The 14,516-nt window shown below is 37.9% G+C and carries 13 protein-coding genes and 1 tRNA gene; 3 read left to right on the forward strand and 11 right to left on the reverse strand.

Features of this window, described 5'->3' with window-relative positions:
- Nucleotides 1-2 precede the first annotated feature (2 nt).
- Nucleotides 3-1,145 carry a Na+/H+ antiporter NhaA gene (nhaA, locus tag FA047_RS13200; RefSeq protein WP_136836528.1) on the forward strand — a complete coding sequence of 381 codons (1,143 nt, stop codon included), beginning with the start codon at nucleotides 3-5 and terminating at the stop codon, nucleotides 1,143-1,145.
- Here nhaA and trpA read toward each other — a convergent pair.
- The 6 genes from trpA to recR form a co-directional block, all read right to left on the reverse strand.
- Complete coding sequence (gene trpA, locus FA047_RS13205; protein WP_136836529.1) at nucleotides 1,135-1,902, reverse strand: tryptophan synthase subunit alpha; 768 nt, start codon at nucleotides 1,900-1,902, stop codon at nucleotides 1,135-1,137. The two genes, nhaA and trpA, sit on opposite strands and share 11 nt — an antisense overlap.
- Nucleotides 1,903-1,919: 17 nt before the next feature.
- Nucleotides 1,920-3,101, reverse strand: a complete 1,182-nt coding sequence (gene trpB / locus FA047_RS13210) for a tryptophan synthase subunit beta (RefSeq protein ID WP_136836530.1) — start codon at nucleotides 3,099-3,101, stop codon at nucleotides 1,920-1,922.
- Nucleotides 3,098-3,730, reverse strand: coding sequence for a phosphoribosylanthranilate isomerase (locus FA047_RS13215; RefSeq protein WP_136836531.1), 633 nt, complete (start codon nucleotides 3,728-3,730; stop codon nucleotides 3,098-3,100). Before FA047_RS13215 ends, trpB begins: the two co-directional genes overlap by 4 nt.
- Nucleotides 3,727-4,719 carry an anthranilate phosphoribosyltransferase gene (trpD, locus tag FA047_RS13220; RefSeq protein ID WP_136836532.1) on the reverse strand — a complete coding sequence of 331 codons (993 nt, stop codon included), beginning with the start codon at nucleotides 4,717-4,719 and terminating at the stop codon, nucleotides 3,727-3,729. The genes FA047_RS13215 and trpD overlap by 4 nt, the downstream gene beginning before the upstream one ends.
- A gap of 241 nt (nucleotides 4,720-4,960) precedes the next feature.
- Nucleotides 4,961-5,776, reverse strand: a complete 816-nt coding sequence (locus FA047_RS13225) for an SDR family oxidoreductase (protein ID WP_136836533.1) — start codon at nucleotides 5,774-5,776, stop codon at nucleotides 4,961-4,963.
- Between the two features lie 2 nt (nucleotides 5,777-5,778).
- Nucleotides 5,779-6,396 (reverse strand): recombination mediator RecR, encoded by a 618-nt coding sequence (gene recR, locus FA047_RS13230; protein ID WP_136836534.1) that lies wholly within the window; start codon nucleotides 6,394-6,396, stop codon nucleotides 5,779-5,781.
- A gap of 84 nt (nucleotides 6,397-6,480) precedes the next feature.
- Between recR and FA047_RS13235 the strand changes: the two genes are divergently transcribed.
- A complete protein-coding gene (locus FA047_RS13235) occupies nucleotides 6,481-7,989 on the forward strand; it encodes a sodium:solute symporter (protein WP_136836535.1) in 1,509 nt (502 codons plus the stop codon).
- Nucleotides 7,990-8,008: 19 nt separating this feature from the next.
- Nucleotides 8,009-8,716 (forward strand): LOG family protein, encoded by a 708-nt coding sequence (locus tag FA047_RS13240; RefSeq protein WP_136836536.1) that lies wholly within the window; start codon nucleotides 8,009-8,011, stop codon nucleotides 8,714-8,716.
- Here the strand turns inward: FA047_RS13240 and FA047_RS13245 are convergent.
- The 5 genes from FA047_RS13245 to FA047_RS13265 form a co-directional block, all read right to left on the reverse strand.
- Nucleotides 8,713-9,303, reverse strand: coding sequence for a DUF502 domain-containing protein (locus FA047_RS13245; protein WP_136836537.1), 591 nt, complete (start codon nucleotides 9,301-9,303; stop codon nucleotides 8,713-8,715). The genes FA047_RS13240 and FA047_RS13245 overlap by 4 nt on opposite strands.
- A gap of 25 nt (nucleotides 9,304-9,328) precedes the next feature.
- On the reverse strand, nucleotides 9,329-11,788 hold the full coding sequence (locus tag FA047_RS13250; RefSeq protein ID WP_136836538.1) for a bifunctional UDP-N-acetylmuramoyl-tripeptide:D-alanyl-D-alanine ligase/alanine racemase: 2,460 nt from the start codon (nucleotides 11,786-11,788) through the stop codon (nucleotides 9,329-9,331).
- Between the two features lie 93 nt (nucleotides 11,789-11,881).
- The gene (locus FA047_RS13255) at nucleotides 11,882-13,402 is read right to left on the reverse strand and encodes a sulfatase family protein (protein WP_136836539.1); all 1,521 of its coding nucleotides are present in this window, start codon (nucleotides 13,400-13,402) and stop codon (nucleotides 11,882-11,884) included.
- A 155-nt stretch (nucleotides 13,403-13,557) separates the two neighbouring features.
- A complete protein-coding gene (locus tag FA047_RS13260) occupies nucleotides 13,558-14,244 on the reverse strand; it encodes a substrate-binding periplasmic protein (RefSeq protein WP_136836540.1) in 687 nt (228 codons plus the stop codon).
- Between the two features lie 147 nt (nucleotides 14,245-14,391).
- Nucleotides 14,392-14,476 (reverse strand) — tRNA-Leu (locus FA047_RS13265).
- Between the last annotated feature and the right edge of the window lie 40 nt (nucleotides 14,477-14,516).

The following is a 14,516-nucleotide window of genomic DNA, read 5'->3' on the forward strand; positions in this document are numbered from 1 at the left end:
AAATGAATTTACAAGCATTTAAGGAATTTTTCAGATCGGGTCAGATAGGCGGAATTTTACTCATGGTTTGTGTTGCTATATCATTGATCATAGCCAATTCAGGGTTTGCTTCTGGTTTTAGCTCTTTTCTTACACGTGATTTTGGCACACCTTATACCATTTCAGCCTGGATAAATGACGCTTTAATGGCCATTTTCTTTTTATTGGTAGGCCTGGAAATAAAAAGAGAACTTGTGGAGGGAGAATTGTCTTCTTTAAAAAAAGCCACCCTACCTGTCGTAGCAGCTCTGGGAGGGATGTTAATCCCTGCATTTATTTACTTTCTTCTGAACAAAGACGCTGCTACTGTTTCAGGATGGGGTATTCCCATGGCCACCGACATTGCGTTTGCATTGGCAATCATTGCCATGCTTGGTAGAAGTGTTCCGTCATCTTTAAAGATTTTTTTAGCCGCATTAGCTATTGTTGATGATCTGGGGGCTATTTTGGTAATTGCAGTTTTCTACACCAATGAAGTTAATCTCAACTACCTGCTAATGGCGGGCGGAGTGACAGCTTTCCTTGTTGCCCTAAACTTTTTCAATGTAAAATCACTTTACTTTTATCTGATTCCTGGAATTTTATTATGGTATCTCATACATCATTCGGGAATTCATGCGACCATAGCTGGCGTCTTATTGGCATTAACTATCCCCACCAATATTTCAAATGCACCATCGCCGCTTGAAAAACTGGAACATCTGCTAAATGGGCCTGTCAATTATTTTATCATGCCCCTCTTTGCTTTAGCAAACACCAATATTACATTTCAGAAAGAAATGATCGGCGGGTTGAGCTCTCCTTTGGGCCTGGGCATCATAGCCGGTCTGTTCGCCGGTAAGGCAATTGGGGTAACATTATTTTCCTGGCTGGCAGTAAAATTTAAGTTGGGCACCCTACCTTCAGGATCTGGATGGAAGCATATTATAGGACTCGGTATGCTAGCCGGCATAGGCTTTACTATGTCTATTTTCATAGCATTGCTTTCTTTTGATGATAAAATGCATATAACCGAAGCAAAGTTTGCAATACTATGCGCCTCGGTTATATCTGGCCTTGCTGGTTTTATTTACCTGAAGTCAATTCGAAAAACCGTTAAACCTTGAATTTCTTCATAAATTGCTGAACACTTTGCTTCACATTTTTTGCATCAAGGCTTTTAACAAATGCGCTGCCTATAATTGCTCCATTTGCATATTGACAAGCTTTATCAAAAGTCTCTTTACTGCTGATGCCAAAGCCAATCATAGTGGGATTGTTGAGTTTAAGCGCTGCAATTCTTGAGAAATATGCTTCGGTAGTGTCGGAAACCTCCAAATTTTGCCCTGTCGTCGCAGATGAAGAAAGAAGATAAATAAACCCATTGCTCAAGCCATCAATTTTCTGAATACGCTGAGGAGATGTCTGCGGAGTAATTAGAAAAATATTACTTAATCCATGCTTGGTAAAAATCGGCTCATACAACTCTTCATATTCAATCATTGGCAAATCCGGAACAATACAGCCATCTACTCCAACTTCAGCACAAGCTGCACAAAAATTCTCTACGCCAAATTGAAGCATTGGATTTACGTAGCCCATTAAAAGTACAGGGATGCTGACTGTTTTGCGCAAGTCTTTTAACTGTTCGAACAGTAATTTCAAATCCATGCCATTATCCAAAGCATCTTTACTACTTGCCTGAATTATAGGCCCGTCTGCTACGGGATCGGAATAAGGAAACCCTATTTCCAATAGATCTGCTCCAGATCTCTCCAATTCTTCTGCAATGGACACTGTGTCCCCCAAATTCGGATAACCTGCGGTATAGTATATTGATAGTATATTTTTCTTTGCCTCAAAGAGTTCTGTTATTCTGCTCATAGTTAAAATCGACTTCATTATAAATTAAAGTACTTCATGTAAGTATCCATGTCCTTATCTCCTCTTCCGGATAAACAAATCACTACATTCTCCCCACCTTTAAACGTCATTTTTTCAAGGTAAGCTAATGCATGTGCACTTTCGATAGCGGGAATGATTCCTTCCATCTGCGTAAGTAAAAGTCCGGCCTGTAAAGATTCATCATCGGTAATAGAGACATAACTTCCCCTCCCTGTTTTAAATAAGTGAGCATGCTGTGGACCTATTCCTGGATAATCCAAACCTGCAGAAACTGAATGTGGCTCTACAACCTGTCCATCATGAGTCTGCATCAGTATACTTCTGCTACCGTGTAATACTCCTTCTTTTCCCAGAGCTGTCGTTGCAGCAGAGAATCCACTGTCTACTCCTTTACCTCCGGCTTCCACAGCGATCAATTTAACTTTTTCATCGTCTATAAAATGATAGAACATACCCATCGCATTGCTACCGCCACCTACACAAGCGAGAACATAATCAGGCTGATCATTACCGGTTTGTTCAATCAACTGCTTTTTCGTCTCCTCCGAAATAATTGATTGAAAAATTGCCACCATATCGGGATAAGGATGTGGACCTACTACGGAACCGATGATGTAATGTGTATCAACAGGATTATTAATCCAGTCTCGCATCGCCTCATTCGTCGCATCTTTTAAAGTCTTACTACCGGAAGTTGCGGGCACTACCTTAGCACCGAGCATCTTCATCCTGGCTACATTTGGTGCCTGACGTTTAATGTCTACCTCTCCCATATACACCACACACTCCAAACCTCTCAAAGCACATACTGTGGCAGTTGCTACACCATGCTGACCAGCACCTGTTTCGGCTATAATCCGTTTTTTACCTAATCGTTCTGCCAATAAAATTTGTCCAATCGTATTATTGATTTTATGTGCTCCAGTATGATTTAAGTCTTCGCGCTTTAAAAATATATTGGCGTTGTATTTTTGAGAAAGACGTTTTGCCAAATATAGTGGAGAAGGCCTGCCAACGTAATCCTTTAACAATTGATGAAATTCCTTTTTAAAATCTTCATCTTCAATTATTTTAAGATAATTCTCTCTCAGTTCCTCTACATTAGGATATAACATCTCAGGAATATATGCTCCGCCAAAATCTCCATAATACCCTTTTTCGTTTACAAAATAACTCATAGTTTAGTTTTAAAATCAATCAATTTATCTACATCTTTTAGTCCTGGCGCCAGTTCAAATCTACTATTGACATCTATAGCATATAAGCGCTCATCTTTTATTTCTTTTAGTTGTTCAACCTGATCTAAACCGATTCCCCCACTCAAAAAATACGGTTTATTCAGCTTAAATTTTTCAAGAAGAGCCCAGTTGAATGTCGTACCCGATCCTCCATGACCAGATGTCTGTGTATCAAACAAAAAGTAGTCAACTATATTTGCGTAGCCATCAAGCTTATGAAAATCAAAATGCTCATCTATTCCAAAAGCCTTAACCAATTCAATACCTGTATCAGCCAGCAATCCTCTAAGCGCCATGCAATATTTTGGTGGCTCATCGCCGTGTAATTGTATGGTTTGCAAACCATACAAAACAGCCAATTCCGCGATCCGATTCAATTCTTCGTTAACAAATACACCGGTTTTTTTTATCCCTGCGGGCAATCCACTAACAAAAGAAGGTGTCAATCCTTCTATAAACCTCTTAGATTCCCTAAAGAATATGAAACCTAAATAATCCGGTTGTAGCGCAGCAACAGCCATGATATTTTCAGGAATTTTCATTCCGCATATTTTGAGTTTAGTTGTCATGATCTATTTGTTAATTTATTAAAACTGCCTAACGCATTTTTACTTAACAAGGATTCTTCTGCTTCATAGAAACAATCTGAAAAGGACTTGGTGCTATCAATGGTTTGTATGGCTAATGCTGCATTACATAATACCACATTTTGTTGTGCATCAGTACCGCTTCCGTGGATAACATTTATAAATATTTCTGCTGAAGACTCTACAGTATCACCACCTTTTATGGCCTGCTCGTCTATTTCAGAGAAACCCAGATCAGCTACACTTACCAATGCCTCCCCTCTTTTACTAAAGGTTTTAAAATCACAGGTCAGAGATACCTCATCAAAGCCATCCACAGCATGTAATATGGTATAGTTCTTATCAGTATCCTGATATAAATAGGCATATAACCGCGCCAGCTCTAAGCTAAACACTCCTACAATCTGATTTTTAGGTTGGGCTGGATTTACCATCGGACCCAGCATATTGAAAAACGTTTTCACACCCAATTCTTTACGTATTGGCGCTACAGTTTTCATAGCGGGATTAAATAAAGGGGCATGAATGAAACATATTCCTGCCGAGTCAAGGCTACGTTTCAATGTATCCTGATCATTAGTAAAAGTATAGCCCAAGTATTCCATTACGTTTGAAGATCCACAACCTGAGGACACACCATAATTACCATGCTTAGCTACTTTATAACCCGCTCCTGCTACTACAAAAGAAGCAAGTGTTGAGATATTAAAAGTATCTTTTCCATCACCTCCCGTACCGCAAAGATCTACCAGTTCGTAATCAGAAAAATCAAGTTTTATGCAAAGATCAAGCATGGCATCACGAAAACCCTGCAATTCAGCTACAGTAATATTGCGCATGCCATAAGCCGTAATAAAAGCAGCTACCTGTGAGGTATTGAATTCTCCCAAAGCAATAGAAGTCAAGATCTTCTGGGCTTCCGTACGGCTAAAGGTTTTGTTTTCAAATAAATGATTTAATATCTTCTTCATGCTGTTTAGCTTTTCAAACAAATAATTAAAAAGGTTATAAAACAAAAAAGGGCTGCTTTAAGCAACCCTCATTATATTTTCTATATAAAATAAAACGTCCAAAACGGGGTTACACTACGCAATTGCGTTGTGCCACCACCAGTTATTAAGTCCGTTTGTTAAAATCATTGCAACAAATATGGGAATTGTTTTTGCAAAACAGCAAATGTTTCTACTAAAAAATGAAATTTTATTACAAATATTATTTGATCAATGCATTTTTTTCCTTGGTAAAATGATTAAAAACCAGCTTGTCAGCCAATGCGGGCAATAATTTATTAATCCACACAGTTAATTTACCCTGCCCAGTCATGATCAATGTACGTTTTCTGGCTGCAATACCATCGACAATCCGGACCGCAACTTCTTCAGAACTCATCATTTTACCTTCTTCCATACTTGTTTCACCATGAGAGGCACCATCCTTTGATAATGCAGCCACTCTGATATTTGATGTTGTAAAACCAGGACAGGCAACCATCACATGCACTCCAGTTTTTAGCAACTCGGTACGTAAGGATTCCATAAAACCATTCATCGCAAATTTTGATGCTGAATAACCTGTCCGTCCAGGTAAGCCACGATAACCGGCAATAGAAGAGATACCAACCACACTTCCATTGCTTTTAATAATTTCCGGTAGTGCATATTTTGTACAATATACTGTTCCCCAAAAATTTACATCCATCAGATTTTTGAGCACGGAAAGATCCAGCTCATTAAACAAAGCTCTCATAGAAAGCCCCGCATTATTAACCAAAATATCAATGCGGTTAAAAGTAACCAGTGCCTGTTTTACCAATTGCTCACAATCAGATTCCTTACTTACATCAGTCTGAACAGCAACAGCTTTTATTCCATAATTTTTTTCAAGATCTGAAGTAATTTCGCATAATGTTACATACTGCCTCGCAGCAAGTACAAGATTAGCACCACGTTTTGCAAACTCTTCTGCACAAGATTTGCCGATCCCAGAAGACGCACCTGTAATGATGACTACTTTATTCTTAAAATCCATTCTTATTTTATTAATGAGTTTTCATAGGGAACTCTCGTAACGATAGACCTCCCCAGCGTAATTTCATCAGCATATTCAAGTTCACCCCCGAACGCAATTCCCCTGGCTATAGTAGTGATTGGAATTTGAAAATCCTTTAGTCGTTTATAAAGATAAAAAAGCGTAGTATCTCCTTCCATAGTAGCACTAAGCGCTAATATAATTTCTTTTACAGGAGTTGTAGCAACCCTTTGTACCAATGAATCTATATACAGGTCAGATGGGCCTATCCCATCCATAGGAGAGATCAGTCCGCCCAGAACATGATAAACACCAAAATATTGCGAGGTATTTTCCACTGCCATTACATCCCTGGTATCTTCCACTACACAAATCACTTCTTTATCACGTTTACTTGCCGTACAAATTTCACAAATGTGATTATCTGAAATATTATGGCAAACACTGCAATGCTTAATTTCCTTCCTAAGTCTCACAATAGCATTTCCAAAATGCTCCACTTCCTCCTGCTCCTTATTTAATAAGTGCAGTACCAACCGCAAAGCTGTCTTTTGACCAACACCGGGCAACTTCGAAAATTCGTTGACAGCATCTTCAAGCAATTTAGAAGAAAAGTTCATCTTACAAACTTAGATAATTTTATCTTTTTTGAGCATAAACTCATAGCGGTTTCTTACATTTAGAATCTTAACAAAATAATTAACATGAGTCCAGCTATACTCTTATCTTTCTTAATCGGTTACTTTTTATTGCTCATTGCTATCGCTTTTGCGACATCAAAGAAGTCATCGGACAATTCTACATTTTTTATAGCCAACAGAAATTCCAAGTGGTATCTGGTTGCATTTGGAATGATAGGAACTGCGCTCTCAGGGGTAACATTCATTTCAGTACCGGGTGAAGTTGGAGCACCTGCAGGGAATCAATTTCAATATTTTCAGTTCATCCTTGGAAATGCGGTCGGCTTTATTATTATTGCCACGGTACTACTCCCCCTATACTATAGAATGAACCTGACTTCCATTTATAGCTATATAGAACAACGTTTGGGTCACTACAGTTACAAAACTGCTGCCTCTATCTTTCTAATCAGCCGTACAATAGGTTCTGCATTCAGACTTTATCTGGTTGTAATCGTACTCCAACGTTTTATTTTTGATAGCTATGGTATCCCTTTCTGGGTTACAGTATTGATCTCATTGTTATTAATATGGTCATATACATTTAAAGGGGGGCTCAAAACCATCATCATTACAGATACGCTGCAGACTTTCTTTTTGGTACTCTCTGTATTTTTGACATTGTATTTCATTTGCAGCAGTCTGAATCTGGACATTCCCCAAGCTTTTGAAACCATCAAGAACAGTGGTTATTCCAAGGTTTTCTTCTTTGAAGACTTTCTCACCAATGGATTCCATTTCACCAAGGCCTTCATTGGCGGAGTATTTGTTACGATTGCAATGACCGGACTAGATCAAGACTTAATGCAGAAGAACCTGAGTATGAAAACTATTGGTGAGGCACAAAAGAACATGTTTACCTTTACAGGTATTTTTGTTATTCTAAATATCTTCTTTTTGAGCGTAGGAGCTTTGCTATATGTATATGCTTCTAAAAATGGAATAGAAATACCTTTAGATCATATTACAGGCAAGCCAAGAACTGACTTCCTTTTCCCTGAAATCGCGTTCAATCATTTGACAGTTGTTCCCGCAATCATATTTATGCTGGGCCTTACTGCAGCCACATTTGCTACCACTGATTCGGCTTTGACAGCATTGACTACCTCATTTTGTGTAGACTTTTTACAAATGAATAAGGGAGACAACCAAAATTCAAAGGAATCCGTAAATAAAAGACATACAGTACATGTTGCTTTTTCTATCCTGATGTTTCTGGTGATCATCATCTTTAATGCATTCAATGATGAATCAGTAGTAAAAGGAATTTTCAAGGTGGCATCATACACTTATGGCCCATTGCTGGGTTTGTACAGTTTCGGTCTGTTTGTCAGAAACAGGGGGCTACATGATAAGCTTGTACCGTTTATATGTATCATATCCCCTGCAATTTGCTATTACCTGAATGCAAACTCTGCTTCTTTATTTGGAGGCTATACTTTTAGTGTAGAACTTATTCTTGTGAATGGGTTGATTACCTTTATTGGATTATTATTGATCAGTAAAAAGACTGATCAGCAAACAAAGTTTTAATACATTTAATACCTATAGAATGACAAGTGAAGAGAAAATAAGAAGTGCATTTGAAAATAAAAACTGGCAGGAAATTAAAGTAACAGACTCCTGGCAAATCTTCAAAATAATGGCTGAATTTGTTGATGGTTTTGAAAAGCTGGCAAAAATTGGCCCTTGCGTATCCATATTCGGATCAGCCAGAACTGCAGAAACCAATCCATATTATGATATAGCAGTAGAATGTGGACGCCTGTTGACAGAAAGAGGATATGGCGTAATAACCGGAGGTGGCCCGGGTATTATGGAGGCTGGAAACAAAGGAGCACATATGAATGGCGGCAAGTCCGTAGGATTAAACATAGAACTCCCTTTTGAACAGTTTCATAACAAATATATAGACCACAACAAATTACTGGAATTTGATTACTTCTTCATTAGAAAAGTAATGTTTATGAAATATTCCCAGGGCTTTATTGTTTTACCTGGTGGAATGGGCACTATGGATGAACTCTTTGAGGCCATTACCTTAATTCAAACAGGGAAAATCGCACGTTTCCCTATCGTACTTGTAGGAAAGGATTACTGGAGTGGGTTAATTGACTGGATTACCAGCACCATGCTTAAAAAAGAACATAACATCCATGAAGAGGATTTAAACCTTTTCAGATTAGTCGATACTGCAGAAGAAGCTACAGAACATATCTTCAGGTTCTATGATAAGTATGTATTAAAACCAAATTTCTAGATATGACTAACGCCTCCTGACACCACAAGCTTCATCGCTTCAGGGGCACTCATCTTCAAAGGTTTAATTTTTTCATTTTTGACCACATATACCTGTCCGGCAAAAGAGTATGAAAAAGGAAAATACACAATAGACTCACCTGGCAGACCAATAGATGCCAAATCGCCCTGTGTCAGGAAACCTATGCGTTTTAAATCCCCTTCAACATCGACCAACACCGGATTGTTAAACTTCTTCTCATCACCAACAAATGCTTCAGTCAGATCTTTAATTGAGGAGTAGATAAATTTCAGTATTGGCAGCCTATCCATTATCTTTTGAAACCAGTTGTACATCGGCTCTGTAACGAAATTGGTTACAAATATCCCAGCCACCAATATGATTGAAATGACAAGCCCAAGTCCAAGTCCCGGAATATTTCTACTTGCACCAGTACGAGGATCTACCCCAAGTATATTGTTGATATTCAACCAGCTGTCTACCGTAGTTACAGCCCATACCACAATAAAAACACTTAGTGCGATAGGAAGCACAATTAGTAAACCTTTGATCAGGTAATTTAATAAGGCCCTGCCAATTCTATTCATAATGCAAACTTAGGTAAAATAAAGACTATTCGTAAAAATATACCCTTTTCACTCTTTGAGATATATTGGTGAGTATTTCATAAGGAATAGTTTCAATTTGTCTGGCCAACTCTGCAATAGTCAATTCACCATTAAAAACAATAACTTCATCCCCGGTCTTAACATCTAAGCCTGTTACGTCGATCATACACATATCCATGCAAATTACACCGACTGTTGGCACCAGTTTACCTTTAATAAGCATCTTACCATTTCCATTTCCAAACTTCCGGTTATATCCATCTGCATAACCAATTTTCACAGTTGCTATTGTTCCCCCTTCGCTAAGCATCCCTTTTCTGCTGTATCCCACAGTTTCATTAGGTTTAACGTGTTTTAACTGGGTGATCGTAGTTTTCAACACTGCAACAGTTTGTAATCCTCTATTATTTTTTAATCCTCCGTCAAAACCATATAATCCGATTCCAATCCTCACCATGTCGAATTGAGCTTCGGGATGCCTGCTGATTCCGGAAGTATTGGAAATATGCCTGATGAAAGTGTAATCCAATCCCCGACTTATTTCATCGGCAATAGCAGTAAACCTGGATAGCTGATGCGTAGTGAATTCATCATGAACTTCATCTTCACTGCCCACAAGATGAGAGAAAACAGAAACAACTTTAACTTTATCTGATTCATTCAGCAAAAGAAGCAGGTCTTTCAGATCAGGTTCCTCAAAACCCAATCGATGCATACCTGTATCTATTTTTAAATGCACCGGATAATTGCGTTCATTTTCTCCAAGGAATGTGGTAAAACTTCGAAGTATATCCAGGTTATAGATTTCGGGTTCCAGGTTATGTTTTATTATAGCATCAAAAGCAGAAGGCTCAGGACTCATGACCATAATGGGGATGGATATTCCTGATTTTCTTAAAGAAATCCCTTCATCTGTATATGCAACAGCCAAATAATCTACTTTGTGATATTGTAGCAAGTTCGCAATTTCAAAACTACCGCTTCCGTAAGAAAATGCTTTGACCATAGCCATTACCTTAACACCAGGTCTTAATTTATTGCGATAAAATTGCAGGTTCCCGGCTAGTGCATTGAGATCTATTTCCAATACCGTATCATGTATTTTCTGAACAATCAATTTACTAATTCTTCCAAACTCAAACCTTCTGGCACCCTTGACTAAAATGGTTTCATTACTGAAATGAACGGAAGGAAAATTATCTATAAAGGATTGAGTATTTTCATAAAATACAGATTCTATTTCAAACGCTTCACTGCATGCCGAAATATGGGTACCTATACCTATGATTCTGTTGACATTCTTTTGCTTCAATAAAGCCGCTATTTCAGCATACAGTACTTCATCTGGTTTACCGGTTTCATACAAATCTGATAGTATCAGCGTTCTCTTAGGATGTTGGTTTTGAAGATTTAAAAAATCAAGAGCAATAGCCAGTGATGAAATATCTGCACTATAAGAGTCATCGATGACAGAGCATTGGTTTATACCGTTTTTTAACTCCAATCTCATGCTCACCAGCGTTAGTTTTTCCAGATTGGCATCTGCCTGCGCAGCAGTGTATCCCATGGCTAGTAACGTTGCCCAGCAAATGATGCCATTTTCCAAAGAAGCATTGTCACTGAATGGAATCAGACATTCAATCTCTTCACCTTTATATAGTGCTCTGATATAATTTCTACCATCAATAGGTTCTACGAATAAAACTTGCAGGTCAGCCTTTTGTTTCGTACTCCAGGAAAACCTGGTCTTTCCGGGCAATTCATTTTCATCTAATCCGGCTGTATATTCAGGAGAGTATATAAACAACTCTGTTTCCTTAAAAAGCTTCAACTTCTCCAGTAGCTTCTCCGTATGTGATGAAAATCCTTCTGCATGGGCCTCACCTATATTTGTCAATATCCCTATTGTTGGCGCTATGATTTCAGCTAAAGCATCCATTTCTCCCTCCCTGGATATCCCTGCTTCAAATATACCAAGGGTATGCATTTCATTTATTTGCCAGACCGATAACGGTACCCCGATCTGCGAATTAAAGCTTTTAGGACTCCTTACAATATTATAATCAGCTGCAAGCAATTGGTAAAGCCATTCTTTAACAATTGTTTTACCATTGCTACCTGTAATCGCTAAAACAGGCAGATGATAATACTTGCGATTATATCCGGACAATATCTGAAGTGCAGATAACACATCGTCAATTAAAATTACATTTGCGTCAGAATAGGTTCTCGTGTAATTTTCATCACTAACTACGAAATTTCTAATGCCGTTTGAATAAGCATGATCTATATAATAATGACCGTCCCGTTTTCCACTTAGCGCAAAAAACAAAGACTCCTCAGGATCTATTACACTTCTGCTGTCAATTACCAGCTTGCTAATCAGTGCAGGCTGATTCTGTACAAATAATTTTGCCTGTAAAATACCTGCAATATTTTCAATGCTATAATTGGAGTCAGTCATGCACCAAAATTAGCTATTTTAGTTCATGATATCAGCACAGAGTTTTACTGCTTACTCATAAAATTCAGGCCGCCGGATGTTGTCAACAATAACTTAATGTGTTGCGTATTTAAGTATTTCCTTAGCTTCTTCATCCTGATATTGAGCAATCAGGTTATTTAATTTTGCCTTTAATTCATCTGTTATTTTTTCATATCCTTTTTTACCAAAAATATTATTCATTTCTGAAGGATCTTTCTGTAGATCATAAAGCTCCCAACCCTCTACTCTTTTATAAAAACGTATGAGTTTATATCTCTTCGTGCTTACACCAAAATGAGGTGACACAGAGTGTTCTCCATTTTCATAATAGTGATAGAACATGGCATCTCTCCTTTTTGCATTTTTATCTTTAAATAGCGGAAGCATTGATTCTCCTTGAAAATCAGCAGGAACAGTTAAACCTGCAGCTTGCAAAATTGTAGGTGCCAAATCAAGATTCATCACCATATCATTTGATTTAGTACCAGGCTTTATCACACTTGGATACCGCATCACCATTGGCGTTCTAAAAGACTCTTCGTACATAAATCGTTTATCAAACCACCCATGCTCTCCCATATAAAAGCCCTGATCTGAAAGGTAGATTACAATAGTATTTTCAGTTAGATTGTGTTTATCAAGGTAAGCTAAGGTCCTCCCAATATTCCTGTCCAGTGATGCCGCCGTACTCATGTAATCTCTCATATACCGTTCGTATTTCCATTCTACTAACGCTTTACCCGATAATTTCTTTTTGTTTAAATCAGCTTCAATTGGCTTATAATAGGAATCAAACTTTGCTTTCTGAGCAACATTCATACGGTTAACAGTTCCATCTCCATTTTTCACATTCGAAAGCATTTTCAAATCATATCCCATAGCCATGGTTTTATCAATAGTCATATCTTGCACATTTGCAGCAGCTCTGTTCTTATAATCATCGTAAAAATTGGCTGGTAAAGGAAATTTAACGCTATCATATCTACCCATATCAGTGGTATCCGGAAGCCAGGTCCTATGAGTTGCCTTATGGCCAATCACCAGACAAAACGGCTTAGATAAGTCTCTGGAATCCAGCCATTGCTCGGAGGCATCTTCTATTAAATTGGTCACATATCCTTCTTTCCTGATCACTTTCCCGTCCATTCCAATGAAATCGGGATTATAATATTGCCCCTGCTCGGGCAACAAACTATAAAAATCAAAACCCTGAGGTTTTCCACTAAGGTGTATTTTCCCTACCCAGGCTGTCTGATAGCCTCCTGCTTGTAAATGTTTCGCGAAATTATCCTGACTATGGTCAAATTTTGAGGTTTCATTATCTTTAAACCCATTTTTATGACTGTATTTACCTGTTAATATCACCGCTCTGCTTGGTCCACAAATAGAATTGGTCACATAAGCCTTGTTAAATACTGCTCCTTCTTTAGCTATTCTATCGATATTTGGTGTTTTAACCAATTTGTTTCCATAAGCACTGATGGCTTGAAAGGCATGATCGTCTGAAACAATAACAATGATATTGGGCTTTTTCTGGGCATATAATAGATGTCCTATTAACATTGATAAGATCAGTAACGTATTTTTTTTCATTTGTGTGTTGGTTGTTCAGGAATCTAAAGTAAATAATTTGATTAACATTATGTAATACTTAATGTGTATTGTTTTGCTTGCAGCAGAATACACATTTAAAAATTACAGCTGATTTCACTCAGCCACAGCATGATTTAGAATATTTTTTCAGTGAATTAAAATTGAATGTCAGCGAACCACTTTTTATAAATGTTCTGATACATTCCATTTTCCTTTAATGTTGTAAGCGCCCCGTCAAACTGTTCCTTAAGCTTCAGATCACCCTTCTTCATAGCTATTGCATATTGTGAATCCGTTCTGGGAAGATACATTCCTACCTTAAGTTTTTTATTTTTTTGAAGAAAACCTCCTGCAATTGGTGAGTCGTCAATAAGCATATCTATCTTACCCGCCTGTAATTTTCTGTAAAGCTCCCTGTTTGTTTCTGCATGCACCATGTTATTCGCAGGAAAATGAGTATGTACATATTTTTCCGCCTCAGTAGCTTCTCTGATCCCAATAGTCTTATTTTTAAAATCAGCGATCTCTAAAAGAGAATCAGCCTGATTAACGACTGCACAAAGCCTGAAGTGAAGGTAAGGGTTGCTAAACTCCAAAATATGCCTTCTGGATGCCGTTACAGTAACTGCAGAGCAAATTAAATCGAGTTCACCTTTAAAGAGTTTTTCCAATATGTTAGACCATAATGATACTTCGTACTCCACCTCCAAATCCAGCAATTCAGTAATTGCTTTCATTAAATCGACCTCAAAGCCTTCAAAATTCTCGGCATTATAATCTGAATGCATTGGAAATGGTGCTGCAGAATCTAATCCGACTTTTAGTACTCTTTTTTGACTCATATTAGGAGCTGATGACTGAGGGTTCCTTGGATGAGCCAATTTACATCTTTTTAGCAATAAATTAATAAATAGCCCCTAAATGTTCATAAATCGATAATTGTGAAATAAAAAAAGCCCTGTAGAATCTACAGGGCTTCGTTACTTTTGTACTCAGAGCGGGAATCGAACCCGCACGACTTTTAAGGTCACAGGATTTTAAGTCCTGCGTGTCTACCAGTTCCACCATCTGAGCAGGTGAATAACCTTTTAAAATTAAATGCCTTCTAAAGAAG

This window comes from Pedobacter frigoris, from assembly GCF_005116445.1.
In the GTDB taxonomy this organism is placed as follows: Bacteria; Bacteroidota; Bacteroidia; order Sphingobacteriales; family Sphingobacteriaceae; genus Pedobacter; species Pedobacter frigoris.

What these genes read in the sequence shown, in the direction of transcription:
- nhaA (WP_136836528.1), top strand. Translation starts at nt 3, where the DNA reads ATGAATTTACAAGCATTTAAGGAATTTTTCAGATCGGGTCAGATAGGC.
- trpA (WP_136836529.1), bottom strand. Translation starts at nt 1,902, where the DNA reads ATGAGCAGAATAACAGAACTCTTTGAGGCAAAGAAAAATATACTATCA.
- trpB (WP_136836530.1), bottom strand. Translation starts at nt 3,101, where the DNA reads ATGAGTTATTTTGTAAACGAAAAAGGGTATTATGGAGATTTTGGCGGA.
- FA047_RS13215 (WP_136836531.1), bottom strand. Translation starts at nt 3,730, where the DNA reads ATGACAACTAAACTCAAAATATGCGGAATGAAAATTCCTGAAAATATC.
- trpD (WP_136836532.1), bottom strand. Translation starts at nt 4,719, where the DNA reads ATGAAGAAGATATTAAATCATTTATTTGAAAACAAAACCTTTAGCCGT.
- FA047_RS13225 (WP_136836533.1), bottom strand. Translation starts at nt 5,776, where the DNA reads ATGGATTTTAAGAATAAAGTAGTCATCATTACAGGTGCGTCTTCTGGG.
- recR (WP_136836534.1), bottom strand. Translation starts at nt 6,396, where the DNA reads ATGAACTTTTCTTCTAAATTGCTTGAAGATGCTGTCAACGAATTTTCG.
- FA047_RS13235 (WP_136836535.1), top strand. Translation starts at nt 6,481, where the DNA reads ATGAGTCCAGCTATACTCTTATCTTTCTTAATCGGTTACTTTTTATTG.
- FA047_RS13240 (WP_136836536.1), top strand. Translation starts at nt 8,009, where the DNA reads ATGACAAGTGAAGAGAAAATAAGAAGTGCATTTGAAAATAAAAACTGG.
- FA047_RS13245 (WP_136836537.1), bottom strand. Translation starts at nt 9,303, where the DNA reads ATGAATAGAATTGGCAGGGCCTTATTAAATTACCTGATCAAAGGTTTA.
- FA047_RS13250 (WP_136836538.1), bottom strand. Translation starts at nt 11,788, where the DNA reads ATGACTGACTCCAATTATAGCATTGAAAATATTGCAGGTATTTTACAG.
- FA047_RS13255 (WP_136836539.1), bottom strand. Translation starts at nt 13,402, where the DNA reads ATGAAAAAAAATACGTTACTGATCTTATCAATGTTAATAGGACATCTA.
- FA047_RS13260 (WP_136836540.1), bottom strand. Translation starts at nt 14,244, where the DNA reads ATGAGTCAAAAAAGAGTACTAAAAGTCGGATTAGATTCTGCAGCACCA.